General features: G+C 38.6%; 27 protein-coding genes, 2 pseudogenes and 1 other annotated feature. Of the genes and pseudogenes, 5 read left to right on the plus strand and 24 right to left on the minus strand.

All coding sequences use genetic code 11. The features are described from left to right. Window positions 1-70: 70 nt before the first annotated feature. From ACQKEV_RS10595 to zapA, 4 genes are all read right to left on the minus strand, one after another. On the minus strand, window positions 71-2434 hold the full coding sequence (locus ACQKEV_RS10595; RefSeq protein WP_427445216.1) for an endonuclease MutS2: 2364 nt from the start codon (window positions 2432-2434) through the stop codon (window positions 71-73). 15 nt (window positions 2435-2449) lie between these two features. Then, window positions 2450-4150, minus strand: a complete 1701-nt coding sequence (gene polX, locus ACQKEV_RS10600; RefSeq protein WP_427445213.1) for a DNA polymerase/3'-5' exonuclease PolX — start codon at window positions 4148-4150, stop codon at window positions 2450-2452. Window positions 4151-4307: 157 nt separating this feature from the next. Then, window positions 4308-4847 carry a CvpA family protein gene (locus ACQKEV_RS10605; RefSeq protein WP_427445210.1) on the minus strand — a complete coding sequence of 180 codons (540 nt, stop codon included), beginning with the start codon at window positions 4845-4847 and terminating at the stop codon, window positions 4308-4310. A gap of 4 nt (window positions 4848-4851) precedes the next feature. Then, complete coding sequence (zapA, locus tag ACQKEV_RS10610) at window positions 4852-5112, minus strand: cell division protein ZapA (protein WP_427445209.1); 261 nt, start codon at window positions 5110-5112, stop codon at window positions 4852-4854. Window positions 5113-5202: 90 nt separating this feature from the next. On the opposite strand from zapA, the gene rnhC reads away from it, so the two are divergent. Further along, window positions 5203-6138 carry a ribonuclease HIII gene (gene rnhC, locus ACQKEV_RS10615; RefSeq protein ID WP_427445208.1) on the plus strand — a complete coding sequence of 312 codons (936 nt, stop codon included), beginning with the start codon at window positions 5203-5205 and terminating at the stop codon, window positions 6136-6138. A gap of 173 nt (window positions 6139-6311) precedes the next feature. On the opposite strand, the gene pheT is transcribed toward rnhC, so the two are convergent. The 3 genes from pheT to ACQKEV_RS10630 form a co-directional block, all read right to left on the minus strand. Further along, the gene (gene pheT, locus ACQKEV_RS10620) at window positions 6312-8723 is read right to left on the minus strand and encodes a phenylalanine--tRNA ligase subunit beta (protein WP_427445205.1); all 2412 of its coding nucleotides are present in this window, start codon (window positions 8721-8723) and stop codon (window positions 6312-6314) included. 12 nt (window positions 8724-8735) lie between these two features. Further along, window positions 8736-9773 (minus strand): phenylalanine--tRNA ligase subunit alpha, encoded by a 1038-nt coding sequence (pheS, locus tag ACQKEV_RS10625; protein ID WP_427445203.1) that lies wholly within the window; start codon window positions 9771-9773, stop codon window positions 8736-8738. A 42-nt stretch (window positions 9774-9815) separates the two neighbouring features. Next, window positions 9816-10057 (minus strand) — a binding site (T-box leader). A gap of 50 nt (window positions 10058-10107) precedes the next feature. Beyond that, the gene (locus ACQKEV_RS10630) at window positions 10108-10878 is read right to left on the minus strand and encodes a TrmH family RNA methyltransferase (protein WP_427445201.1); all 771 of its coding nucleotides are present in this window, start codon (window positions 10876-10878) and stop codon (window positions 10108-10110) included. A gap of 93 nt (window positions 10879-10971) precedes the next feature. Here ACQKEV_RS10630 and sspI point away from each other — a divergent pair, with 93 nt between their 5' ends. After that, window positions 10972-11181 carry a small acid-soluble spore protein SspI gene (gene sspI / locus ACQKEV_RS10635; RefSeq protein WP_424471273.1) on the plus strand — a complete coding sequence of 70 codons (210 nt, stop codon included), beginning with the start codon at window positions 10972-10974 and terminating at the stop codon, window positions 11179-11181. A 201-nt stretch (window positions 11182-11382) separates the two neighbouring features. Here the strand turns inward: sspI and ACQKEV_RS10640 are convergent, their stop codons facing one another. The 9 genes from ACQKEV_RS10640 to ACQKEV_RS10680 form a co-directional block, all read right to left on the minus strand. Further along, window positions 11383-11829 (minus strand): small multi-drug export protein, encoded by a 447-nt coding sequence (locus tag ACQKEV_RS10640; protein WP_427445198.1) that lies wholly within the window; start codon window positions 11827-11829, stop codon window positions 11383-11385. Next, on the minus strand, window positions 11829-12326 hold the full coding sequence (locus ACQKEV_RS10645; protein WP_427445196.1) for a hypothetical protein: 498 nt from the start codon (window positions 12324-12326) through the stop codon (window positions 11829-11831). Before ACQKEV_RS10645 ends, ACQKEV_RS10640 begins: the two co-directional genes overlap by 1 nt. After that, on the minus strand, window positions 12326-12532 hold the full coding sequence (locus ACQKEV_RS10650) for a helix-turn-helix transcriptional regulator (protein ID WP_427445194.1): 207 nt from the start codon (window positions 12530-12532) through the stop codon (window positions 12326-12328). The genes ACQKEV_RS10645 and ACQKEV_RS10650 overlap by 1 nt, the downstream gene beginning before the upstream one ends. A 131-nt stretch (window positions 12533-12663) precedes the next feature. Further along, entirely contained in the window at window positions 12664-13629 is a 966-nt protein-coding gene (argF, locus tag ACQKEV_RS10655; RefSeq protein WP_427445193.1) for an ornithine carbamoyltransferase, read from the minus strand. Between the two features lie 142 nt (window positions 13630-13771). After that, entirely contained in the window at window positions 13772-14404 is a 633-nt protein-coding gene (locus tag ACQKEV_RS10660; protein ID WP_427445191.1) for a hypothetical protein, read from the minus strand. Window positions 14405-14946: 542 nt separating this feature from the next. Beyond that, window positions 14947-15885, minus strand: coding sequence for a hypothetical protein (locus ACQKEV_RS10665; protein WP_427445189.1), 939 nt, complete (start codon window positions 15883-15885; stop codon window positions 14947-14949). An 822-nt stretch (window positions 15886-16707) separates the two neighbouring features. Further along, window positions 16708-17445 (minus strand): CsxC family protein, encoded by a 738-nt coding sequence (locus ACQKEV_RS10670; protein WP_427445187.1) that lies wholly within the window; start codon window positions 17443-17445, stop codon window positions 16708-16710. 371 nt (window positions 17446-17816) lie between these two features. Next, window positions 17817-17954 carry a hypothetical protein gene (locus ACQKEV_RS10675; protein WP_427445185.1) on the minus strand — a complete coding sequence of 46 codons (138 nt, stop codon included), beginning with the start codon at window positions 17952-17954 and terminating at the stop codon, window positions 17817-17819. A gap of 44 nt (window positions 17955-17998) precedes the next feature. Continuing rightward, window positions 17999-18292 carry a transposase gene (locus tag ACQKEV_RS10680; RefSeq protein ID WP_427445182.1) on the minus strand — a complete coding sequence of 98 codons (294 nt, stop codon included), beginning with the start codon at window positions 18290-18292 and terminating at the stop codon, window positions 17999-18001. A 167-nt stretch (window positions 18293-18459) separates the two neighbouring features. Here ACQKEV_RS10680 and ACQKEV_RS10685 point away from each other — a divergent pair, with 167 nt between their 5' ends. Then, window positions 18460-20850: a BC_2427 family protein gene (locus tag ACQKEV_RS10685; RefSeq protein ID WP_427445179.1), complete on the plus strand. Its 2391-nt coding sequence runs from the start codon at window positions 18460-18462 to the stop codon at window positions 20848-20850. A 148-nt stretch (window positions 20851-20998) separates the two neighbouring features. Here the strand turns inward: ACQKEV_RS10685 and ACQKEV_RS10690 are convergent. The 4 genes and pseudogenes from ACQKEV_RS10690 to ACQKEV_RS10705 form a co-directional block, all read right to left on the minus strand. Beyond that, window positions 20999-21202 (minus strand): annotated as a pseudogene (locus ACQKEV_RS10690) (ornithine carbamoyltransferase); the annotation flags it as partial. 177 nt (window positions 21203-21379) lie between these two features. Then, entirely contained in the window at window positions 21380-21718 is a 339-nt protein-coding gene (locus ACQKEV_RS10695) for a hypothetical protein (RefSeq protein ID WP_427445176.1), read from the minus strand. A gap of 410 nt (window positions 21719-22128) precedes the next feature. After that, on the minus strand, window positions 22129-22440 hold the full coding sequence (locus ACQKEV_RS10700; protein WP_427445174.1) for a hypothetical protein: 312 nt from the start codon (window positions 22438-22440) through the stop codon (window positions 22129-22131). A gap of 139 nt (window positions 22441-22579) precedes the next feature. After that, the gene (locus ACQKEV_RS10705) at window positions 22580-22699 is read right to left on the minus strand and encodes an IS3 family transposase (RefSeq protein WP_427457877.1); all 120 of its coding nucleotides are present in this window, start codon (window positions 22697-22699) and stop codon (window positions 22580-22582) included. On the opposite strand from ACQKEV_RS10705, the pseudogene ACQKEV_RS10710 reads away from it, so the two are divergent. Next, a pseudogene (locus ACQKEV_RS10710) lies at window positions 22677-23497 on the plus strand (transposase); the annotation flags it as partial. The gene ACQKEV_RS10705 and the pseudogene ACQKEV_RS10710 overlap by 23 nt on opposite strands. Before the next feature lie 128 nt (window positions 23498-23625). On the opposite strand, the gene ACQKEV_RS10715 reads toward ACQKEV_RS10710, so the two are convergent. The 3 genes from ACQKEV_RS10715 to ACQKEV_RS10725 all read right to left on the minus strand — a co-directional run bounded on the left by ACQKEV_RS10715 (window position 23626) and on the right by ACQKEV_RS10725 (window position 25883). Continuing rightward, on the minus strand, window positions 23626-23937 hold the full coding sequence (locus tag ACQKEV_RS10715) for a hypothetical protein (protein ID WP_427445168.1): 312 nt from the start codon (window positions 23935-23937) through the stop codon (window positions 23626-23628). A gap of 300 nt (window positions 23938-24237) precedes the next feature. Next, window positions 24238-25326, minus strand: a complete 1089-nt coding sequence (locus tag ACQKEV_RS10720) for a M42 family metallopeptidase (protein WP_427445165.1) — start codon at window positions 25324-25326, stop codon at window positions 24238-24240. A 71-nt stretch (window positions 25327-25397) separates the two neighbouring features. Continuing rightward, entirely contained in the window at window positions 25398-25883 is a 486-nt protein-coding gene (locus tag ACQKEV_RS10725) for a dUTP diphosphatase (protein ID WP_427445162.1), read from the minus strand. A gap of 98 nt (window positions 25884-25981) precedes the next feature. Between ACQKEV_RS10725 and ACQKEV_RS10730 the strand changes: the two genes are divergently transcribed. Next, entirely contained in the window at window positions 25982-26368 is a 387-nt protein-coding gene (locus tag ACQKEV_RS10730) for a sigma-w pathway protein ysdB (RefSeq protein ID WP_427445160.1), read from the plus strand. Window positions 26369-26619: 251 nt separating this feature from the next. Here ACQKEV_RS10730 and ACQKEV_RS10735 read toward each other — a convergent pair whose 3' ends face one another. Beyond that, a complete protein-coding gene (locus ACQKEV_RS10735; protein WP_427445157.1) occupies window positions 26620-26901 on the minus strand; it encodes a DUF1294 domain-containing protein in 282 nt (93 codons plus the stop codon). Between the last annotated feature and the right edge of the window lie 86 nt (window positions 26902-26987).

Genomic DNA, 26987 nt, shown 5'->3' on the forward strand with positions numbered 1-26987 from the left:
TGAAACGGATTATGGTTTCAAAAACTTATTTCACAACTTGAAGAAAAGTCGGTCAATCAACCACCGACGCTTATTTTAATTCCACAACTGTCACTCCGTGTCCACCTTCGCCGGCTTCCCCAAATCGGTAACTTTTCACGCGGGAGTGATTCTTCAAAAACTGCTGAATTCCTTGTCTTAATGCCCCCGTGCCTTTTCCGTGAATGATGGATACTTGATGATAACTGGATAATACAGCGTCATCAATGTATTTCTCTGCCCGCAGGATGGCGTCTTCGTAACGTTCTCCACGTAAATCCAGTTCCAGTTTTACATACGTGTCGCGACCTTTGACATGTGTCATCGCTACGGTTTGTTTCGGTTTTTCCGGCTTGATGTATTCCAGGTCAGTTTCAGGCAACTTCATTTTCAAAATGCCGATTTGCACACTCCACTCAGAGTCTGAGACTTTATCAAGCAAAATTCCTTTTTGTCCGTAACTCAACACTTTGACCTCGTCACCTTGTGTCAGCGTCATCTCACGTTCTTTAATTTGCTTTTGCTTTTTCAGTACTGAGTTTTCCGGCGCAGCTTTTTCAAGTCGTTTGCGCACATCGATCAATTCATGGTCTTTAATGACGTGTTGTGCATTTTTTTGCATATGGCGAAGTTCAGTGATAATGCTTTCGGCTTCTCGTTTCGCTTCGTCTACAATTTTCCGTGCTTTGTCTTTCGCTTTTTGTTCAAGTTTTTCTTTTTGTTCTTCCAACTCTTTCAGCTGGGTTGTCAGATCCGCTTGAATTTTTTCTGATTCCACGAGCAAGGCATGCGACTGTTCCGCATCTTTTTCCGATTGCTTACGACTCACTTCAAGTGAGGCAATCATTGACTCCACTTCGTGACGATCTGTACCAGTAAATGATTGCGCATGCTTAATAATGTGCTGTGGCAAACCAAGTCGTTTCGAAATCTCGAAAGCATTACTGCGTCCGGGAACACCGATCAACAATTTGTAAGTCGGACTTAAAGATTCAACGTCAAATTCAACGCTGGCGTTTGCGACACCTGGTCGGTTATATCCGTAGGCTTTCAGTTCAGGGTAATGCGTCGTGGCCATCACGCGTGCACCTCTGCCGTGCACTTCATCCAAAATGGAAATGGCTAAGGCCGCACCTTCCTGAGGATCTGTTCCTGCACCAAGTTCATCAAATAATACGAGGCTACAATCATCAAACTTAGATAAAATATCCACAATGTTTACCATGTGGGATGAGAATGTACTCAAACTTTGTTCAATCGATTGTTCGTCTCCGATATCTGCGAAGATTTGATCAAAGACGGTTATTTCTGAACCATCCAATACAGGAATCGGCAATCCTGCCTGAGCCATTAATGTACATAACCCCACTGTTTTCAGGGTGACTGTTTTACCACCAGTATTCGGTCCAGTAATAACAATCGCAGTAATATCGTCGCCGAATTCTATCGTGTTGGCTACCGCTTCCTCCATTTTTAACAATGGATGGCGAGCCTTCACCAATCGAATCACGCCAGTGTCATTGACACTAGGCTTTGTACATTTGTTGGCTTGTCCATATTTTGCTTTCGCTAAGATCACATCGATTTCACCCAGAATCTGGACCAGCACAAATATATCGTGAGCAACAGCCTGCACTTCCAGGGACAATGCCAACAAGATGCGTTCGATTTCTTCTTGCTCTTTCATTTTCAGTCTACGAATTTCGTTGTTTGCCTGCACAACAGCATCTGGTTCAATAAACAACGTTTGCCCGGAAGATGACTGATCATGGACGATCCCACCATAATTCCCACGGTACTCCTGTTTTACAGGGATAACGAATCGATCGTTACGAATCGTTATGATGGAATCTGATAACATTTTGGATGCATTTTTCCCACGTGTGTAACTTTCCAACTTTTCGCGAACACGGCTTTCTTGTGCACGCAATTGCTGACGGATTGTGCGAAGCTGAGTGCTGGCACTGTCTAGTACAGCACCATTGTCATCAATACAAGCAATGATTTCATGTTCTAATGCTGTAAGAATCGGCAACGCTTGTTTGCGTTCTAAGAAGTATGGAATTTTAATATCTTCTGATTCCTCTACTGCTTCAAAAAATTGGCGTAATATACGGCTAGCTCGAATTGTGCTGGCAATTTCCATCAATTCAGTCGGACTTAGCATACCGCCTATTTGAGCTCGTTTGGCATGTCCACGCACGTCAAAAATACCGCCCATCGGTACATTTCCCCGCACACGTAGTACAGAAAGCCCTTCATCCATTTCGTCCAGAAGTTTAACCACAGTATCTAAATCTATGGAAGGTTCAAGTAAATCCAAATGTGTACGGCCAAGTGATGATGTACAAAAGCTTGCCACTTGCTCTCTCACTTTATCAAATTCAAGTGTTTTCAATGCGCGTTTGGCGATCATTAAAAAACACCTCCATTACTTCAAGTATTTTATCAATTTCTCATAGGACCATGTATTGACGATCATATCTTTTTTCAACCATGCTTTTTGTGCATATTTCACGCCGATGTCCATAAATCGCAATTGATCCATGCTGTGTGCATCGGTATTAATGGCAATCGGTACATTCAGCTTTTGTGCTTCCTCTAAATATTCAGTCGCCAAATCCAAGCGATGAGGGTTTGCATTCAACTCAAGGATTTTCCCATATTCCGCAGCCCATTTAATTAGCTGATGGACATCAGGATCATAGCCGTTTCGTTGTCCGATGATACGACCCGTCGGATGCGCAATCATATCAACATGAGGATTTTTCATGGCCGTTAATAATCGTTCCATGATTTTTTCCTGCGGTTGGCTAAAGCTTGAATGAATGGAGGCAATAACAAAGTCCAGTTCCGCAAGTAATTCGTCATCAAAATCAAGGGAACCGTCAGGCAGGATATCCATTTCAGTTCCAGCCAATAATTTAATGTTCGGATATGTTTTTTGAATTTCTTTTATTTCAGCCATTTGCTGACGCAAGCGTTCAGGAGATAATCCGTTTGCGACACGCAAATAATGAGAGTGATCGGTGATGGCAATATGTGTGTACCCTTTAGCAAGGCAAGATTCGATCATTTCACTTAATGAATGCGCACCATCTGACCACGTTGTGTGCATATGCAAATCAGATTGAATGTCATTCACATCAATAAGTGTTTTCAATTCCTCTTGACGGTCAAACTCCCTAGAATCTTCTCGAACAGGTGGCGGAAAATAAGGAAGGCCAAAATGAGCGAAGAAATCTTTCTCAGACTCAAATGTTTGATTCGACCCATCTTCTTGTTCCACTCCATACTCACTGATTTTCTTTCCTTGCGCTTTCGCGATCTGACGCAACTTCACATTATGGTCTTTCGAGCCTGTAAAATGGTGCAAAGCTGTCGTGTATGCTGCGGGTTCAACCAGACGGAAATCTACATCAATTAATTCTTCATAATCAATCGTAACGGAAACTTTTGTGTCTCCAGCGGCAATAATTTCAGATACGGGCAATGCTTTCAATAAAGTTTCCCGAACCGTAACCACATCCTTGGTCGCGATAATGAAATCAAGATCTTTGCTCGTTTCTTTCACACGTCTGAAACTACCTGCCACAGAAAATCGATCTATTTCCTTGATTCCACTTAATACAGCTTCGATTATAGTTACAGCGGTTTCTAGACGCCATATCGGCAAACGGTCCGGTCTTGAATCGAATTGTTCCAATTCTTTTAGGATTTTTTCTTCCGTCTTAGCTCCGAAACCGGCAAGTGAACGAACTTTTCCTTCGTCACACGCTTGTTTCAACGACTCAGCAGAATCTACCCCTAGTTCCTGGTATAGCTTGGCTATTTTCTTCCCACCGAGACCAGGCAATTTCAACAAAGGCAATAGACCACTTGGTACTGACTCTTCCAATTCCTGCAAGACGGTTGATTTCCCCGATTCAATTAAGTCCTCGATTACCGCAGCCGTCCCTTTTCCGATGCCTTTAATTTTCGTGACATCATCCATTTCGGCAAGACTTCTTGCATCCAGTTCAAGTGCTTGAGCAGCTTTTCGGAATGCTGATACTTTAAAAGGATTTTCTCCTTTCAGTTCCATATATAAAGCAATTTTCTCTAAAGTTTTAATGATGATTTTTTTATTCATGTGTATCCCCTCGTCCCCTGTCAGATTGGTTCACAAACACGTATGCTTGTTCATGAAATAGCAGAATGAGTTTATTACAAATGTATAGATGATCGCTTGAAAACTATTTAAATAAGAAGGGCTTTAAAAAAACTTCTCTCAGGAAGAGAGAAGTCACTTATTCAGTATAGATATACCACCAGTTTTTAACCGTTTCTGATAAAAATGGTGTGTTTTTAAGCATAGATTCCGCTAAATTTGAATGCTCAATCAAATTCTGGAAAGGAGCAATTGGCAATAGAGCGACAACATAAATTAATATAAACAACAATATGTAAAATTCGATGAAGCCCAAAATTGCACCAGCAATTCTACTAATAAATCCTAGTACGGGTAAGTATGAAAGAAAATCAAACATGGATGCGACCAACTGTAATGCAAATTTCACAACAAAAAAGATGAGTGCAAATGCAATTAACTGATAAAACGTTTGATCCAGATCCAATTTGTCGATTGCAAATGTCAGCCTTGAACTTGAGTCGACAGTCGGATATGGAATCCACAGCACAAATTTTTCAGCGAGTGGTTTATAATAGGAGTAGGCCACGATGAGCGCAATTATGAATCCAGTCATATGGATCAATTGGACGATTAATCCTCGTTTTGCACCTACAAAAATTCCTGCTGCTAATAATACTAAAATAATTATATCTAACATGTATTCAACCCTTTAACGTTTTAATTTCTTCTTCCAGTTGTTCTACTTGTTCTTTTAATTTAACATATTCATGAACTGTGTTGACCGCAGTTAGTACCGCCAACTTAGAACTATCTAATGAGGGATTGTGCGAATTGATTTCTCGCATTTTATCGTTAACCATTGAGGCAATGAGACGCATATGACCGCTCGTTTCCGAACCAACCATTTTATACGTCTGTCCATATATATCTACTGAAACTCGTATTTTATGTTGCTCTGACAATGGTTACCCTCCCCATCAAAAATCCTATAAATTATCATACCATGAAATACCTGTACATGTGAATAAGTAGCCACAGAAAGGAAAGTGTTCATGTCCAACGAAGTTCTTCAACTATCTCCTACTCAATTAAAAGAAGTATTTTCCCACTATGCTAATAATAGAATCGAGCGTAACGCGCCAGGCGTCGTCTTCGCAGCTAAACTAGCAGACACTTCTATTACCGCCTATAAATCTGGAAAAGTTTTATTTCAAGGCAGTGGATCTACACGAGAAGCGATGCGCTGGGGGACATTAAATGAGAAAGCAGGTAAGAAAGTGAGTTCCGCAAAAGGAGACATATTGCCTGAAGGATTCGCATCGAAATCCGTGATTGGTTCTGATGAAACCGGAACCGGAGATTTCTTTGGACCGATGACGGTCGCTGCTTGTTACGTACCTGCCGATAAAATCGAGCTGATTCAGTTCCTTGGTGTGAAAGATTCAAAAATGCTGACGGATGACCTTATGCGTAAAATCGCTCCCGATTTAAAAAATGCTTTGACACATAGTATCTTGATTCTTGGCAACGAAAAATATAACACGGTACAGGCTAAAGGTTGGTCACAAGGGAAAATAAAAGCCTTGTTACATAACCAAGCGTTGAAGCATGTGCTTTCAAAAATTGCTCCTGAAAAACCAGAATACATCCTAATCGATCAGTTTGCCGAACGTGGAATTTACTACAATCACGTGAAAGCAGAAAAAGAAATCATCCGTGAAAATGTTCTCTTCTCAACTAAAGCGGAACAATTGCATGTTTCCGTAGCAGCAGCTTCCATATTGGCACGCGTCGCGTTTCTAGAAGAAATGGATAAACTCAGTGTCAAAGCTGGAGTGACCATTCCAAAAGGGGCAAGCTCCAAAGTGGATGAAGTCGCAGCCCGTATTTACTTGAGCAAAGGCGAGGAATTTCTGTCATCCATTACGAAAAAACATTTCGCGAATACGGGGAAAGCGATGGCGATTGCAAACAAGAAAAGATTTTAATCGGCTTGAAAGGTCTTTTAATCGGCATGGGGTGACTTTTAATCAGCATGCACGTCCGTTTAATCGGCATGAAATACCATATAATCGGTTTCACCCATTTTATTCCATTATCACATACGAAAAAGAGGTAGATTCTAAAGTGCCAAGCACTGTCGAATCTACCTCTTCTCTATTTATCCTCGAAGCTGTGCATTGCCTTCTTCTTCAAGTGCTTTAAGTACTTTCGAATGAGCTTTTACGACTTCTTCGTCTGTTAATGTACGTTCTGGATCTTCGTAAGTCAGTGAGAATGCCACGGATTTTTGACCCGCTTCCATTTTCTCTCCTTCGTATAAATCGAAGACGCGAACATCTTTCAGTAACTTGCCACCTGCTCTACGGATAATCTGTTGTAACTCACCTGCAGCTTGCGTGCGGCTTACCACTAATGCGATATCACGTGAGATGGATGGGAAACGCGGAACTGACGTATATAGTAATGGCTCTAATGAGAAATTCAGTAACTTCGCCAAGCTCATTTCCATTACATACGTTTCTTTCAAATCGCGTTTCTTTTGTTCGGTTGGATGTAATTGACCAACCACACCAACTACTTCATCAGCAAGTTTGATGGATGCTGTTCGCCCAGGATGTAATCCATCCTTTTGAGATTGTTCAAACGTAACAAGATGATCTAATCCAAGCTTCGCAAACAATCCTTCGATGATTCCTTTTAATACAAAGAAATCGACTGTTTTGCGTTCGCCTTGCCAGCTATGGTCAAGCCATTTGCCAGTCATGACTGCCGCTACGTGTTCTTCTTCGTGTGGAAGACCTTCAGACGTTTCACCAAGGAATACTGAACCCGTTTCAAACAAAGTCACGGAATCCGCTTTGCGCGCGACGTTGTAGCTTGCCGCTTCCAATAAATGCGGAATTAATGATTGACGTAATGTGCTGCGCTCTTCGCTCATTGGCATCAATAGTTCTGTTACAGGTGCTGTCTCAAGAGCAAAACGCTGTGCCAATTCTTTTGACGTCAGTGAGTACGTAATTGCTTGGTGCAAGCCTGCACCTTCCAGGAAGGTACGGACAATGCGACGTTGTGCTTGATAAGGTGTCAATCCACCCGGAGTCGATTCCCCTTCAGGAAGAGTCATCGGAATATCATCATAACCGTAAATACGGGCAATTTCTTCTATAATATCTTCTTCAATTTGAATATCTTGGCGACGCGTCGGAGCTTTAATATAAAGCAAGCCATTCGCTGCTTCGAAATCAAATTTCAAACGGCTTAAAATAGATGTCATTTCTTCCAGAGAAATTTTCATCCCTAAACGGTTGTTGATGAAGTCAGGTGATACGATGACTTCTTTTTGAGTTTTATCCAACTCATCAAACTTCACGCTTCCTTGCAGCACTTCTCCACCTGCAAGCTCCGCAATCAGTTGAGCCGCACGTTCTGCAGCTGCTTCCACGCGGTTTGGATCCACACCTTTTTCAAAGCGAGAACTCGCATCACTACGCAGGTTGTGATCTTTTGAAGTTTGACGGACAGAAGCGGGTTTGAAATAAGCGGACTCAATGACTACTGTTGTCGTGCCATCATGTACTTCTGAGTTAGCTCCACCCATGACGCCTGCGATTGCTACTGATTCTTGACCATTTGTGATGACTAAATGATGCGCTTGTAATTCGCGTTCCTGATCATCCAGTGTCGTTATTTTTTCGCCTGCACGAGCTGCTCTGACAACGATTTCTCCCGTTTGTAAACGGTCGTAATCAAATGCGTGAAGTGGTTGACCGTATTCCATTAGTACATAGTTCGTTACATCAACAACATTGTTATGAGGACGTACACCTGCAGCCATCAAACGTTGTTGTAACCATAATGGCGACTCACCGATGACAACGTTCTTCACGACTTTTGCCACGTACATAGGATTCGCATCCACGTCTTCCACGCGAAGTTTCAGAACGTTTTCAGCTACTTCATTTGAAGATGAATAGTTAATCTCAGGATACTTCATATCTTCAGAAAGAATAGCTCCGACTTCGTATGCCACGCCTAACATGCTCATCGCATCCGCGCGGTTAGGTGTCAAGCCTAATTCCAGAACTGTATCGTTTAAACCTAAAATTTCAAGTGCATCCGCGCCTGCTTGTGTATCTGCAGGTAAAACGTAAATGCCTTCAGCATATGCTTTTGGTACAAGCTTTCCTTCAATTGCAAGTTCCTGAAGGGAACAAATCATCCCGTTCGATTCTTGGCCACGAAGTTTCGCTTTTTTGATTTTCATGCCACCAGGTAAAACAGCTCCTGGGCGAGCGACAATGACTTTTTGACCTGCTGCGATATTCGATGCGCCACAAATAATTTGTGTCACTTCTTCTCCGACATTCACTTGGCAAATCGATAATTTATCTGCTTCTGGATGCTTACCGCATTCTAATACATGGCCTACTACTACGTTTGTCATGCCGTGGGAACGGTCGATAACTGCATCGACTTCGATTCCTGAACGTGTTATTTTTTCAGCGAGTTCAGCCGGAGCCAACCCTTTTGTATCAATATAATCTGCTAGCCATTTTGTAGAAACGAGCATGTGATCTCCTCCTTACACTTCCGTCCGGTGGAATTGCGAAACGAATCGCACATCATTTGTATAGAAATGACGAATGTCTTCCACTCCATATTTCAACATCGCAATACGTTCCGGTCCCATACCGAATGCAAATCCTGACAGACGCTTCGAATCATATCCTGCCATTTCCAATACATTCGGATGTACCATACCGGCACCTAAAATTTCGATCCAACCTGTCTTTTTACATACGTTACATCCACTGCCGCCGCATTTGAAACAAGAAATATCCATTTCAACCGAAGGCTCTGTGAATGGGAAGAAACTTGGACGTAAACGAATTTCACGATCGTCTCCAAACATTTTCTTCGCAAAAACGGATAACGTTCCTTTTAAATCACTCATGCGAATATTTTCACCAATAACAAGTCCTTCAATCTGAGTGAATTGATGAGAGTGTGTCGCATCGTCACTATCACGACGATACACTTTACCCGGACAAATAATTTTAATGGGTTCTCCACCTTTTGCTTCCATCGTGCGTGCTTGCACTGGGGATGTATGAGTACGTAGTAAAATATCTTCTGAAATGTAGAATGAATCTTGCATATCGCGAGCTGGATGTCCTTTTGGCAAGTTCAATGCTTCGAAGTTGTAGTAATCCTTTTCAACTTCAGGACCTTCTGCAATTTCATAGCCCATGTTGATGAACAGGTCTTCGATTTCTTCCACTACACGAGTTAATGGATGATGATTTCCTGTTTTTACAGGACGACCTGGTAATGTCACATCAATGGATTCATTTTCAAGTTGTTGTTGAATGGCAGCGTCTTCTAAAATAACGAGTCGCTCATCGAGTACTACCGTTACTTCTTCACGGACGACATTGACCAAAGCACCCATTTTTGGACGTTCTTCAGCTGGCAGTTTACCCATGCCTTTTAACAAATCGGTAATCGGCCCTTTTTTCCCTAAATACGCAACACGTACGTCTTGCAATTCTTTTACAGTTGAAGCGGCTTGGATTTTACTAATCGCTTCATCTTTCAATTGTTGTAATTGTTCTTGCATGTGTACATCTCCTTCCAAAAAATAAAAAAACCCCGCCCCTATAAAAGGGACGAGGAACATTTTCGCGGTACCACCCTGATTACTACGCTGAGTATCCAGACGTAATCACTTCATTGAATTAACGGCTCTTCACCGGCGCACCTTTACAGCATATAGCATATGCTGGTCCTGATGGCAGCTAACGGGGTGAACTTCGATGAATCTTTACTGTTTGCACTCACAGTCTTGATGCAAACTTCCTGAAATAAAGGATTTCATGTACTCTTCCCGATCACAGCTTTTACATGTATCGAATTAGTATCTATTATACGCACGATTTACTTTTTCATCAACTTCAATTTGCTTGAGGAATTAATGAATACAAAAGAATTCCGGTTGCAACTGCTACGTTTAAAGATTCTGCCTGTCCAAGCAGTGGGATTTTTAGGTTCGTATCTGTCTGAACAAGAAGCTCTGGCGACAGACCACTGCCTTCATTGCCCATGATTAAAGCAAATTGCCCTTGAGGTTGAACTTGGTTGTATAACACCGATTCGTCCAAGGAGGTGCCATAGACAGGAATTCCCTGATCTTTACATGTTTGAATCCACTGTGATAAATCACCTTTTACAATCGGAATATGGAAGTGCGAACCTTGACCGGAACGAACCGTTTTTGGATTATAAGCATCAGCAGAACCTTTCCCCAAAATGATGGCATCCATTCCAGCAGCATCTGCAGTCCGAATCATCGTACCGACATTACCTGGATCTTGGACAGCATCAACCAAAAGAAGTTTTTTCCAAGTTTGTTGTTGCTCCAACGTTGCCAGCTGTTGGCTGCAATGAGCGTAAATTCCTTGAGAGTGCTCTGTTTCGGCAATATCTTTCGCAATATCCATTGTGACTTCGATGATGTCTACATCATCGACATTCCAGTCAGTAGGAATCGTCGTACCTTCTCTAACAATAATTGCTAAAACATTTGCTTTATTTTTCAATGATTCTTCAACCAAATGGAAGCCTTCAACTAAAAACTCACCTGATTTATCACGTTCTTTTCGAACTGAAACGAGTTTTTTCCAATGTTTAACTTGTGTATTTTGTGATGATTCAATACGTTTCATCGATAGTTATACCGCCTTTTTCTTTTTAGTGTATCAAATTCATGTATAAGTGGCGATAGTAGCGGACAAAATGAGGTGTGAGGAGGAGAGATTATGAACTTTCAAATTCGAGATGCAATTACCGCCAACATGGTTGGCAATAGTGCTACTGAGATTCGTGAAGTCGTAGAAGATGCCATCAAACGAGGCGAAGAACATTTACTCCCGGGACTTGGTGTATTTTTCGAAAAATGGTGGAAAACAGCTGGTGAACCAGAAAAAGAATCAGTATTAAAAAACTTGGAACAATCTTTCCAAGGATAAGAAATTGGCAGGGACTGCCACTTCGCTTTCCGTGGGCTTGGCTTCAGCCACCTACGGGGGTCTTCAGCTCAAGCTATTCCCACAGGAGTCTACGTGGCGGTCCCTGCCTTACATTCATTATGAGTATGCGTTATTAAAAAAGTCTCCTTTATATATATAGGGAGATTTTTTATTTCGTAAAAGCATTTGAAACTAAGTCTTTCATATCTCACGGACAAAGAAATCAAAGCCCATGGCTGTCAACATTCCAAAGACCACTGCCCAGACTGCAATGCTGATTACTGACCAAATGGTAGTTTGTCGTTTGGTGGCACCGAGTGTCATGCCAATAAATGCCGCAATATGAGTCCCAATTAAAATGGGCCCAAGCATTAACATTTCAGGAAGACCATATTTATTCCATATTCTCTTCGCACGTTCACTGCGCTTGGACTCTTTCCCTTCTTTCCCTTCATTTCTTTTAGCCAGCCAACTCCTGAACTGATCATACCCAATAATTAAAGCCATCACTGTTACCATATTTCCGATGAAACCAATGACGACCACCCAAATAGGTTTTAATCCTGACATAATACCGAGCGGAATGACCAATGCCATTTCAAGCCAAGGAATTGCCGCTCCCAAAAACACTAAAAAATATTCCCACATCATTCTTCCTCCTCTAGGCGTTTTCGTACCTCCATGTAATAGATGAAGTATTGCATCAAGGCAAGAAACAAAATGCTGACAATCATCCAAAATCTAGATAGGTCAAATACTAGGAAAATCATCGCTATAAATGGTAGTGCCCAAGCAAAGAACGTATACACTTTTTGAGCAGCAATTCTCGTTATATGAACCATGCCTTCGTCTTGTTCCAAATATTCCAATGGACGAATCTGTAACAATGAGATTTTTTGCGTTGGGTTTTGTTTATTATGTTTGGAGATTTTCATGAAAAAAATAACCAATAAAAATAAGGTTAAGAAAAGTGTGCTAAACAAAGCTACTGACTCCAATGGAGGAAACTGTAGTGAGTAACTGAATTCATCAGGAGTATTAACTAGCTCGCTCGTAGCGCCTGTTAGACCGAATGCCATAATTCCAAACAACACAATAAACGCCATTTGCCATAATGGATATTGAACGCGAAAATCTTTTTTCATTATAATTTCTCCTCTTCCAACCAAAATAATTGGTCTACAGTTATTTGAAACTCTCTAGCGATTTTCAAGGACAACGTAATTGATGGGGAAAAATCTCCTTTTTCAATAAAACCAATCGTTTGTCTTGTTACCCCCACTCGTTCAGCAAGCTCCCCTTGCGAAAAACCAAATCGCGCACGAAGCTCTTTGACTCGGTTTTGTAGCATACCTTTCACCTCATCGTGTTATGTATTATATTCATAATGTAAACTATAGTTAACATTTAGTAAAGTATTATTAACATTATATATTTGTTCCACAAAAAAATTCCTGAACAATTATTCAGGAATTTTCTAAATTAAGATAAGATTGATGCCAAAATGGCTTTTTGTGCATGCAGTCGGTTTTCCGCTTGTTCAAATACTGCTGAATGCGGACCATCGATGATGGATGTTGCCACTTCTTCTTCACGATGTGCTGGCAAACAGTGTAAGAACAAATAATCCGATTTTGCATGCATCACAAGATCATCATTTATTTGATACCCTTTGAATGCTTGAAGTCGCGCAGTTGTTTCTTCTTCCTGGCCCATGCTAGTCCACACATCGGTATATATGACATCGGCGTTTTTAACAGCTACAATTGGATCGTTTGTTGTCATGATATTTGTGCCATTTGAAACTGCCAGTTTTTGAGCCTTTTTTAGAATATTTTCATCTATTTCAAAACCTTTAGGTGTTGCAATTGATACTTCAATCCCTAAATGAGCGCAGGCAATTAAAAGTGAATTCGCTACATTATTTCCATCTCCGACATAAGCAAGTTTTAGCCCTGGTAAATAGCCTTTCACTTCATGTATCGTCAGCACATCCGCTAACGCTTGACATGGATGGTAAAGATCTGTTAATCCATTAATGACAGGAATGTTTGCCGCATCCGCTAGTTCTTCGACCATTTTATGTGAGTGGGCACGAATCATAATGCCGTCCATGTAACCTGATAACACTTTTCCAGTATCCGATATAGGCTCCCCACGACCGATCTGCAAGTCTCTCGCATGCATATACATTGCATGACCACCTAACTGATTGATTCCAACTTCAAATGAAATACGCGTTCTAGTTGAGTGTTTTTCGAAGATGAGACCAACCGTTTTTCCATCAAGCAGTGGAGGATGTAAATTATTTTTAGCGAGACTCTTTAGGCTTGTTGCTAAATCTAACAATTGCTTTACTTCTATTGATGTAAAGTCGAGCCAAGTTAACAAATCTTTACCTTTCAAACTTTCCACCACTTCAAGATTTACGTATTCTAATAACTTCATAAATATTCACCTCTTATTATAATTATGTATACGTCATTATATGTTTGAATACTTATAAATACAAGTGAATATTTATTAGGGACTTAAATAAGAAAAAAGGCAACTTGATTACAAGTCACCTTTTTCTACATTATTGCTTTGATTAGCTATAACGTACAGCTGTTAAAGTACTTTGGCCAAAAAGGAAAATATCCACGAAGCCTTCTAGGCGTTGAATTCTCACCGTATAAGTCACGTTGCGAATGTCATTTGGTTCTACCACTACATGCGCAAATGGCTCTTGAGTAATATCGTTATTCCCTTCTTCATGGACTTCGAATAATTGTGTGTAGACGATGTTACTCAATCCATTTTCTCTTGTTCGAAGTATCGTGATTAACATTGTGACATCTTCATCTGAGTCATTATCCAGTCCAATAATACCACTTAAAGAAATTCTGTCTCCAGCCTTTACTTTATTGAATTCTGCCTGCAGCACTGCAATTGGATCTCCAAAGATTTCAACATTCAAGTTCGAGATATCAAACTGGAATTCCACTTTGTCGCCTTTATCTTTGTCATGCTTGTCGTCATGGTCCTTGCCTTTTCCATGGTCATCATCTTTTTTATCATTACCACAGTTAACATTGATATTGATATCTGAGCACTTGAAACAGTTACTCTCGTGCTTCTCATCCTCATGCTTTCCTTTGCAATCTACTTCAACTTCACGACAACGCCAACACTCACAGCCTTCTAGTTTTCTCCATTTTTTCTTGTTGTATCCCATATTCATTTTCACCTCCTGTCGTCCGAATGTCTAGAGAATCTCTCTCCTTCCAATTCGTAATTTGCCTTACATCTATAACTTATTAAGAGAGTGAAATATTCTCTAGGCAGCAGGGATTGATTGATTGTTTTTTTCTATTTTTTCGTTTTTTTATAAGAGTGATTTTGCAGTTATGACTGGCATTTACATAGTTTAATGGCTTAGTTTTAATGCAAGTGTGCATATTAAAAACCTGATTCGAAGAGTAATTAAAGTTATCAACTAAATCAATTTCATAATTCTGAGCCCATGCGGCTCTAAGTGTACTGTCGCTACTAAGAAAACTACGTTAGGTGTAGTTACTTTTAAGCTTAAAAAAAGTATTTGATATTATATGTTTGTATAAAAAAAGAAAACGTCTCATATTAAGACGCTTTCTCTCATACTTCAATTATTAAATAAAACTAATTTTAACGTCTGTCTCGCTAAAGATATGTCTGTTGAAAAAGATTCTAATTCAACTGTATAAATTATTTCACAACTATCATTCTTTTGCTACGTTTGATGTCTTAGTCCCGCTGCTTACCAAATCCAACAATATCGTCTAATCTAATAAAGTATTTTTGGAATTCTTCAAGTAAAATATCACTTGTATTACTAAATACTTGTACTGGTTCATATGTTGAATAATTCCTCGTTGGAACCAATACTACAAACTCCTTTTTCACATCTTGCACTGTTCCTTCAGTATGCGTTGTATCTTTTGTAAAGATGACCACACGTCTGCCGATAAAGTCATCTAACTTTTCATTCAATGCTCCGTGAAAGTGACAGTCATCTTGCCATTTCTTTTCGTGGCAGTTACATTTCTGTTCGTGGTAGTCATCTTTCCATTTCTCTTCGTGACAGTTCCATTTCTTTTCGTAATGGTCATCTTGACATTCTATTTTAAGCTCTACTTCACAACACTTGAAACATTTACATTCTTCTCTATTTTCCCATTTTTTTTCTGAACATTCTTTTTTCCAAGGATCTTTACATTCGATTTTAAGCTCTACTTCACAACACTTGAAACATTTACATCCTTCTCTTTTTTCCCATTTCTTGTCTGGACATTCTTTTTTCCAAGGATCTTTACATTCGATTTTAAGCTCTACTTCACAACACTTGGAACATTTACATCCTTCTCTTTTTTCCCATTTCTTTTCTGGACATTCTTTTTTCCAAGGATCTTTACATTCGATGTTAAGCTCTACTTCACAACACTTGAAACAATTACATCCTTCTCTTTTATCCCATTTTTTTTCTGGACATTCTTTTTTCCAAGGATCTTTACATTCGATTTTAAGTTCTACTTCACAACACTTGAAACATTTACAACCTTCTATTTTTTCCCATTTCTTGTCTGGACATTCTTTTTTCCAACTATCTTTTTTACGCTCTACTTCACAACACTTGAAACATTTACATCCTTCTCTTTTTCCACATTTCTTTGGGTAAAATCTCATATTTGATTGCACCTCCTTTCACTTGGGGTTTTTAGTAAACTCAACATTCTTGTTCACCTAAATCCGTAATTTGCCTTATATCTATAACATATTAAGTGAAAGGAAAAGACTCTAGGCAAATTGTAGTTTAATAGATTTTTTCTAATAATTAAGGTTTTCGGTGATTTATGGAAACAGTGGTTCCCGTATTTCATCATATTTTTGAGTGAGATTCCTTAAAAAAGTGCTTATTAAAAGCGTAGCCAGAAGACTACGCTTACTTGGTAAATGTAATTTTGACTCATTCTCTTAAAGGGTCCTTGGGCTGAAGGGAACAGATGATGTCTATGTTCAAGTTATTATGTTCAACCAAAATCTGTAGAGGCCCTTTGCCAAACTGGTTCTCTTGTACCGCTTTCAACTAAAAAGCCGGTTTATACGAAATGGTTCTATCTGACACGCTCTTCACATTTGGATTCGGCTCTAAGCGTTGTATTTGTTTTTCTGTTTATAGATTCTTTCCCATGCTGAACCCTCCGTCCAGGTCTTTTTCTTGATTAAATAGGGAATATAGAAAAATCCATAGAAAAACCCCGAACCAAGGACTTTTTTCAAAGTTCCCGAGATTCGGGGTACAGGTCAAGCTAGATAGTGGTCTATATTGAGGAATTGTAATTACAGTTATGAGAGGTATCGTCAACATTTCGGAAAATTCCCCCGTTAAGGAATTTTGGATCATTTTCAGTTGTGTTGTATCTGAAAAAGGTAATGTGTTGAACCAAATTACTCTTAACGTGGTTTTTTTCGACTTGCTGGCTAGTACCCCGATGAGGGATTTAAACTTTAGTCTAAAGAATTAATTCGAATTTGTCGTAATTGTAATACTTTTACAGTAAGGTCACATACAATTTTTTCGCGTAAATGACAAAACGTTTCATCCGTATCTACAGGACAAGGAGAAAAATCAAGTTCAAAGAATTTTGCACTAACTAACTCTCCATATGGTTGCTCATTATAATAAACACTATTTTCAAAGAAGTATTTATCTAGGCGTGGAATCTCGCTGTTATTAGGATTAACAAATCGAGATCTGCTTTCTGAGGATGCACCTAAAATTGGGAAAGTGATAAAATCGTGACACTTGAGGTCTGCATATCCAGAAAATGGAACATTAACAATTTTATCACGAATTACTCCATCACAACTCCCTGTTGCATATTCTATATCTTTACGAATAAATCCTGCTATAAATAATTTAGCCCTTGTTACATTACGGACACCTGGGCATAATTCTGTCTCATCAAAGTCTACAGGGACAAGTTTACATTGCGTTAGAAATACATCTTTGTACACTCTTTTAATTTCGCTTGCAGCTGGACTAAGTTCAAGATTTGTTTCTACACAGATTTGAATTGTAGTCTCTGCTATTACAGCTGGCACTTTAATAATTGGCTTATAACCACAGCCCAGGACACAAGGTTCTGCTTTTTCATCGGTAAAGGGTGTTAGTGGCGTTGCCGTTACCTGACATGGAATACCAATGGGACAATCCCCATTATTTGTATTATTTTGTTGACTCATCAAAACTTCCTCCGTTCATTCTTTTCAATTTTTTCACACATTACATTCTTAAAATATGTTGCAAAGGCATTAGTGAATGGACATATATAATAGGTATATCAATCATTTTTTGGTTTTGGTGCAGAAAGAAGTTGATGTATTAGGTCTTAATAGCATGTTAACCAAAGTAAACTAAGCTAATTAAGGGAATAGTTTTCTCAACGTAAAAGCCGGTTCTCATATTGAAATCCGGTTTTTTTGAGTGGGTGCTCAGTCTGACTTTTTTGCAATGACATCGGAAAAATGGAAGTTGACGTCTGAAAAATGCGGCGCCACGTCTGAAAAATGGGTCCCTAAGACTAAAACGACTAGAACTACCCTATAACGTCATACTATGGTTCCAGGAGGTGGCGTAAATAGCGATTCGGTTCTTTCAGGAAATCTGCTGTTAAACGAACATGCTCCACTTCATCAAAAGTAGTGGGTGTTAGTTCATTTTCGTTAATTAAATCTTGCCTGGAACAAATCAAGAAAACTTTCTCCATACGATCTCTTATCTAAGCCTTCATGTAATCTAAGAAAAAGCTTTTCGCCCCTTGAAGAAGTGTGATTGTTGGCGTGCAATCCGGGAAAGGTCTTTCTGCACATCTTTACGAATGAGTTGCAAGGCTTCTGTTTCGTACCAATTCACATGGAAATAATTAGCAATCCGAATGGCGGATGGATGGAACGCCTTGATGAAAATATGGTAGGCTTTTGCCAAACGAATGACAACAGCCACAGGTTGAAAATCCATGCAATGCGGGTGCTCTTGATAATAAGTTCGCAAATCTTCCAGCTTTCGACCAGGGATGACATGGGGTTTCAATTGATAAAGTTTTGTTTTTACAATTGCGATATCCTTTTTCTTTTCCTAGATTCCATTTAGTTTACATATCTACAGCTTGTAAGAATTTTCAGGATCATATAGTAACAAAATCGGAGCGAACTCATTTAATATATACAGGACCAATTCGTGTGGTTAAGGAGGGTATAATGAAAATTCCATGGGTCAACTATGAAGATGCACAGAAAATAAATTTTAAACAAAAAAATGTATTTACTTTTTCTGCTGCTCCCGATTTTCACCATATAAACGAGGAGGGTATAACTAAAACACCATGGATCAACTATGAAGATATGCAAAAAATAAATGTAAAACAAAAAAACGTATTTACTTTTTCTGTTTTTCCCGATTCTCACCATATAAAAGAAGAGAGTACTGAAAACAATGATGATATTTATGAATCAGATGCTAAGCCATGCTCTTTTGAAACAGTCGAAAAAAATGATTTAGGTGTAACTTTTAAAAGGAAGAAAAGATCTAAACTACGCAAAAAATGTAAACATTATAGAAAGACTACAGAAAACAGAGCTGATATTTACAAATCGGATACTAAACCAGGCTCTGTTGACACAGTCCAAAAAAATGATTTAGATGGAACTTTTAAAAGGAAGAAAAGGTCTAAATTACGCAAAAAATGTACTCTTTCTAGAAAAAATACAGAAAACAGAGATGATATTTGCGAATCAGATACTAAACCAGGCTCTGTTGACACAGTCCAAATAAATGATTTAGGTGTAACTTTTACATGGAAGAAAAGGTCTAAATTACGCAAAAAATGTACTCTTTCTAGAAAGAGTACGGAATACAGAGATGATATTTGCGAATCAGATACTAAACCAGGCTCTGTTGACACAGCCCCAATAAATGATTTAGGTGTAACTTTTACATGGAAGAAAAGGTCTAAATTACGCAAAAAATGTACTCTTCCTAGAAAGAGTACAGAATACAGAGATGATATTTGCGAATCACATACTAAACCAGGCTCTGTTGACACAGTCCCAATAAATGATTTAGGTGTAACTTTTATTTGGAAGAAAAGGTCTAAATTACGCAAAAAATGTACTCTTTCTAGAACGAGTATAGAAAACAGAGATGATATTTGCGAATCACATACTAAACCTGGCTCTGTTGACACAGTCCCAATGAATGATTTTGGTGTAACTTTTATTTGGAAGAAAAGGTCTAAATTACGCAAAAAATGTACTCTTTCTAGAAAGAGTATAGAAAACAGAGATGATATTTGCGAATCAGATACTAAACCTGGCTCTGTTGACACAGTCCCAATAAATGATTTAGGTGTTACTTTTATTTGGAAAAAAAGGTCTAAATTACGCAAAAAATATACTCTCTCTAGAAAGAGTATTTTATTCGAAAAATACAGTATCGGGAACGACCATACAGATGGCACACATGATGAACATGATGATGATTATGAAACCCATCATGATTATGGGCTTAATAAACATGCAGGTTTACGCCCAAAGACTATAAAAATTCCATTCTCCACTTTTGCAAAAACTCATAAATCCCCTCATCCTCCTATCTTTGGCAGCACAATTTCTGCTACTGCACTTGAGCATAATCTCCAAATAGATGATGTGTCAGAACGGGTGACTGCTCCACACCCTGATCATGATGACCAAACGGAAACTGTGTTAGGACGGGAGGTAGTGTCTCGGTCTGAGTACAATCTCCAAGTGGATGATGTTTCGAAAAGGGATGCTCCTGAAGATAATTTAGTTGATGGAATTAAAAATAATCTTGAAACCGAAAATGTAAATAAAAAAAGTTATGCTAATGATCATCATAGATATACAGGAGTACGCTCAAGGGCTATAAAAATTCCGATTTCCACATTTGCAGAAATTGATAATTTCCTTCATCCTCCTATCTTTGGCAGTACGACTCAAAATACATTTAAATTTAAAGTCCCATACAACAAACAAATTCCCCAATTAGATACAAAAATATTTGATACTATTACTTATTATCATGAACAGCCATATTGTCATTTAGTTGGCTTTAAATCACATGAGATCATATTTTTAACTGACCCTGATCATGCTTATCGTCCGAAGTCGAAAGTGGATACTGATAATAATCGATCAGTTGTGGTTCCGATACATGATTCACTTTCTATGAAAAATAATACTTGTCATTCTCATGCGGTCAGAGTCCCAGTTATAGTAGGAGAATATAACATTGAAATCTGTTTGGAAGAAGATGTTCTATTTGAAGAAAAAATCTATAAAGTAAAAGAAATTTCTAAAGAAGTGGTATTGACAAATTGCAAGTTTGTACCAGCTGATTTCTCTCATTCGACTGTTGATGGGGTAAGTAAAGCATTAAGAGGAAAACTATTTATAGAAGGATATATCTATCAAAATATTGAATATATTGTTGTTCAAAATGAAAATGAAAAATCCATGCCAAAGGAATTAGAAACTTTTTTTCATCCACTACATCAAAAAATTGTTTTAGATTTAATTGTACAATTACTTCAAGTACAAAAAGTTACAATGGGACAAAAAGAGATATAGGGACCCTATACGGAGGGTTTGGAGGTTAAATCATTTTATTACGATCCAACGGGGTACCGTTGGCTGATTTGGGCGATTGCCCGCGGTCTTAATCTTAGCCTCACAGAGCACATCTTTACGATCGTAAAGGTGTGCTCACTTGTTTGGCTATGCCTACTTCAAATGAAATGCGCGTAAGGGTTGAATGCTTTTCAAAAATGAGACCCACCGTTTTTCCTGCAAGCAATGGTGGATGCACGCCATTTCGGGCTAAACTCTTCAATTTCACTGCTAACTCTAACAATTTCTTTACTTCTTTAGATGAAAAATCAAACCAAGTTAATAAGTCTTTTCCTATCGAAATCAAATTCAATCAATCGTGATCAAGAGGTCTGTTTATCAATAAATCAACCATAAATTAACAAAATACCTTCCGAGTTAACAACTCGGAAGGTATTTTGTCTAAAGTCTGGACCGACACTAATAATTTAGTGTCGGTGCAAATTAGGTTAGTCTACTAGAACTAATCCCTCTTTCTTTTTGAAGATAGTTAACAGTTTGTAAGAGTGTAAGTGATTGTATCATCAGCATCCGTATCCGCTGTAAATGCAACAATTTTAAAGCCATCTTTAAAAAGGCAGTGTAGTGCAGTATTAGCATTTAAACCCGGTGTTAGCAAAGAAAAACACTCCACATTGCCGGCAGCTTGAAAGTACGAAATAGTGTAGAGCGGATTATTATTAATGGTTAAAGTAACCGTACCGCATTCAAAACAGTCATCTTTTTTTCTTTTTTCACTAAAGTCATCTTTTTTTCTTTTTTCACCACAGCAATCATGTTTTCTTTCATCACAGCAATCATGTTTTTTTGGAGAATAATAGTCAGACATTATAACACCTCCTTTCATTGTTTTTATAGTATATTAAGTTTTTCATAAAGAGAGAGGGCGAATGATTAGATATATACAAAACTTTTCTTATCTAGCTTGCAAGGTAGAGTGGGGTGCTAACTAGTATGTCAACACTAAATCATACAATATTGTTAAGGACTAATGCTCACTTTTGCTGCCATGAATCTAAAGAAGATGGCCACCTGGACTTGGGGAAGTCCAGAAATGGCACAAAACCTACCTCTAAGAGGTCTGTTTATCAATAAATCAACCATAAATTAACAAAATACCTTCCGAGTTAACAACTCAGAAGGTATTTTGTCTACAGTCTGGACCGACACTAATAATTTAGTGCCGGTCCAAATTAGGTTAGTCTACTAGAACTAATCCCTCTTACTTTTTGAAGATAGTTAACAGTTTGTAAGAGTGTAAGTGATTGTATCATCACCATCCGTATCCGCAGTAAATGCAACAATTTTAAAGCCGTCTTTAAAAAGGCAGTGTAGTGCAGTATTAGCATTTAAACCCGGTGTTAGCAAAGAAAAACACTCCACATTGCCGGCAGCTTGAAAGTACGAAATAGTGTAGAGCGGATTATTATTAATGGTTAAAGTAACCGTACCGCATTCACGACAGTGATCTTTTTTTCTTTTTTCACCACAGCAATCATGTTTTCTTTCATCAAAGCAATCATGTTTTTTTGGAGAATAATAGTCAGACATTATAACACCTCCTTTCATTGTTTTTATAGTATATTAAGATTTTCATAATGAGAGAGGGCAAATGATTAGATATATACAAAACTTTTCTTATCTAGCTTGCAAGGTAGAGTGGGGTGCTAACTAGTATGTCAACACTAATTCATACAATTTTGTTTAGAACTAAGTTTCTGTATGCAACTAGACTTGAATAGCTCAATGAGCTATTCGACCGTTTATTGTTGTACCAATTCACGTAAGAACATATATTTATTGATTCCACGCATGTAAAAGCAAGTGCCAATAAGCGTAAATGTTGTTCGCAAAGAAACGAAAGTCTATCAAGCTCGGCTAAAGGAAGAAATCAACGGGGACCGAGAAGAACATGGAAAAAAACCATTTCCACCCGATAAGTTCGAGAAGAAAGAATATAAGAAAATCAAAGAAAGCACGACGGATCCAGAGAGTGGTTATTATGTGAAAGATGAGCGAACGAAGCAGTTTGCGTATTCTTTCCATGCAGCCTCAGATCGGAATGGCTTTATATTGGGAACCATTGTTACTCCCGGCAATATTCATGACAGTACGATGTTTGAACCTTTACTTAATAAAGTCACTAATAACGATAGAAAACCTGTTGCTGTGTCCCGAAGGACAAGTGTTAAAATACAGCACAACTACAAAAGAAGGATATCGTCAGTACTTCTCTAATCCTGTTCAATGCATGGATTGCCCACTCTTGCCTCAATGCACACAAAGTCAAAAAAAGCAGAAGCTCATTCAACGACATGTCTGGGAAGATTACTTTGAAGAAGCTGAACACCCTCGGCATACAGAATTAAATAAAATGATTTATGCACAGCGCAAAGAAACGATTAAACGTGTTTTTGCGGATGCGAAAGAAAAGCATGAGATGCGTTGGACAACTTTAAGGGGACTTAAAAAATTGTCTATTCAGGCGATGCTCACTTTTGCTGCCATGAATCTAAAGAAGATGGCCACCTGGACTTGGGGAAGTCCAGAAATGGCACAAAACCTACCTCTAAGAGGTCTGTTTATCAATAAATCAACCATAAATTAACAAAATACCTTCCGAGTTAACAACTCAGAAGGTATTTTGTATACAGTCTGGACCGACACTAATAATTTAGTGCCGGTCCAAATTAGGTTAGTCTACTAGAACTAATCCCTCTTACTTTTTGAAGATAGTTAACAGTTTGTAAGAGTGTAAGTGATTGTATCATCACCATCCGTATCCGCAGTAAATGCAACAATTTTAAAGCCGTCTTTAAAAAGGCAGTGTAGTGCAGTATTAGCATTTAAACCCGGTGTTAGCAAAGGAAAACACTCCACATTGCCGGCAGCTTGAAAGTACGAAATAGTGTAGAGCGGATTATTATTAATGGTTAAAGTAACCGTACCGCATTCAAAACAGTCATCTTTTTTTCTTTTTTCACCACAGCAATCATGTTTTCTTTCATCAAAGCAATCATGTTTTTTTGGAGAATAATAGTCAGACATTATAACACCTCCTTTCATTGTTTTTATAGTATATTAAGATTTTCATAATGAGAGAGGGCGAATGATTAGATATATACAAAACTTTTCTTGTCCAGCTTGCAAGGTAGAGTGGGGTGCTAACTAGTATAAACACTAGTATTTCAACGAGACGGGTTTTGTTGATTACTTCTTGGATATTGTACTGTTTACGCAAGTTCTTATTCCATCTGAAACCGCACGCTTACTGCTTCATTAATTTAGGTAAATTGATAGTCAACATAAAAAAAGCACCGCCTAAGCGATGCTTTTTTGAACCCTAGTTTATTCAAATATAATTTTGTTCACTGTATCACGGTCAAGTTTTTTGATTACCGCTACAATTAATTTCACTGCATTTTCATAATCATCACGGTGTAAAATACCTGCATGAGAATGAATATAGCGAGTTGCAATTCCGATAGCTAATGAAGGAACACCGTTTGCTGTCAAATGAATCGCTCCTGCATCTGTTCCGCCTCCAGGAATAGATTCAAACTGATAGGGAATATTATTTTCTTCGGCAGTATCTACCACTAAATCTCGAAGTCCTTTGTGAGAAACCATGGAAGCATCAAACAATACCAATTGTGGACCTGCACCCATTTTGCTAGTCGATTCTTTTGATGTAATCCCTGGTGTGTCACCAGCAATACCAACATCAACTGCAAAACCGATATCCGGCTTGATTTTCGCTGCTGCTGTTCGTGCACCACGTAATCCAACTTCTTCTTGAGCAGCTCCTACACCATAGACAATGTTTGGATGCTTCTCATCCTTTAATGCTTTCAGAACATCAATTGCGATTGCACAACCAATACGATTATCCCAAGCTTTTGCCAAAAGCAATTTTTCGTTGTTCATTACAGAGAATTCGAAGTATGGGGTTACCATATCTCCCGGTAATACGCCCCACTCCATAGCTTCTTCTTTCGACGAAGCACCGATATCAATAAACATGTCTTTGATATCAGCCGGTTTATTGCGAGCTTCAGGTGATAAGATATGTGGTGGTTTCGATCCAATGACACCAGTAATAGATTCACCTTTACGCGTCACAATAGTTACACGCTGAGCAAGCATAACTTGTGACCACCAGCCACCAACCGTTTGGAATTTCAAGAAACCTTTATCATCAATTTGAGTGATCATGAACCCGACTTCATCTAAGTGACCGGCTACCATGATTTTCGGGCCGTCCGCGTCTCCTACTTTTTCAGCAATTAAACTGCCGAGGTTATCTGAATCCATTCGGTCAGCAAATGGCTCTATGTATTTTCTCATAACATCACGTGCTTCACGTTCATTCCCAGGTATTGCTTTTGCATCTGTTAAATCCTTCAGCATAGTAAGTGTTGCATCAAGTTTCGTCATTCTTTCGTCCTCCTAAATATGCTCTAACTATCTTATTATAATGGAAACGTATTCAGTTTTCAAAATATTCTTTAATAACCAGAACGCTGACGTTCGTAATTTTTTTCATTCTTATCAATATATGCTTGTACGATTTGAAGATGTGTAAAACCGAGTGATGCTCCAATAGCCCCATACCATTTCCACACATCTTCATATAGGGGTCTGGTTGGATCCTGCAGAAATTGTTGAATAGATGCATGTGTTTTTAAAAATAAATGAGTCAGGGAACCCGCTTTTTCCTCAATAGGCCATCTATCTAAATCATCCAATTGTTTTTCAATGCCGAGAGACAGTAAGAAATGAACGGAATCTACGTATTCTTCCAAAATCGTTTCCTTATCAGATGCCCCTTTTGCACTCCAAAATTTAAAGCAACGCGTTTCATTCGCCAATTCAGCGAGTTCGACTAATAACGCTAACCCTTTTTCAAGAAATACATCATGAGATATATTTTTCTCCGTTTGAATATATGTATCGAGTGCTTTTTGCATTGTAAATAACTGCTGTAATTCCATATCAAATACCTCCACAAAAAAATTTGAACAATCTTGAAACCAAAGTATTTGTTCATCCGTATACCATAGTAACACGTCTGCCCAAAGGGGGTTCCATTTTGATCATCTTATTGATTCGATTTCTGATTGTCGCACTTATTGTCTATTTGTTTTACCGTGGACTTGTTTACTTAATGGATCCTAAGCGAAAACTTGATGATGCGTACGAAAAAGGTGCTTACTATTTTTACGATGATGTGAAAAATGTGCGGAAAAATTTCTTTATCTCATTTAAAGGTGCTTTATTTGAAGGAGAGAAATATCTTGGTACTACGGGTGATGCCTTCGAGGTCGTGTCCATATTTGTGTGGGTTAAAGATTCAATGAAACTGCAAGGATTCACTCGGGACGATTTTTTATTTCTTGAAAAAGAAATTCTCATGAACTACCCAGAAGCAGATATCAGCTGGAAAAATCCAATCGAAAAATTGATAAAGAACCAATAAGAATGACCCGACATGAAAAATTCATGTCGGGTTTTTGTTTGGAACTTATTAAGTTAATTGTGGGTTGCACTGGTCTATTCTTTGTTCTAGTCGTTCTATTCGCGATTTCGTCTATTCGCGTTTCCAGCTATCCTATTCACGGTTGCAACTCAATTAGTGAATTCAGCTATTCTATTCGCAGTTCAAGTCCACTCATTCTATTCTCGGTTCTTGTGATCACTAGCATCCATTAACTTTCTATACTATAAATTTCACGACCACTCTTTCAAAAATTGCGCTGCCCAGATGAGCAATGCTACTTGTAAAATTGCTAGTAATGTAAAGCCAATACGGAAGGACATATGCTTGGTTTTGTGACGATAGAGGATCATACCAAGGTATGCGCCTACTCCTCCGCCAAATAATGCAAGATTCCACAAATTGCGTTCAGGAACTCGTCGGTTGCGTGCTTTTGCTGCAGCTTTATCATGGCCCATCGTGAAAAAAGCCACGATTGACATGACAATGAAAAATCCAATAAGAATGAAATACATGCTGATTCCCCTCCTGATGGCGATGCCACCTTAAATGTCTCTATGAATCTAGTTATCTTAATAAGTCTACTTGGTTATGAGACCTA

The organism is Paenisporosarcina sp. NPDC076907 (genome assembly GCF_050269735.1).
Taxonomy (GTDB): domain Bacteria; phylum Bacillota; class Bacilli; order Bacillales_A; family Planococcaceae; genus Paenisporosarcina.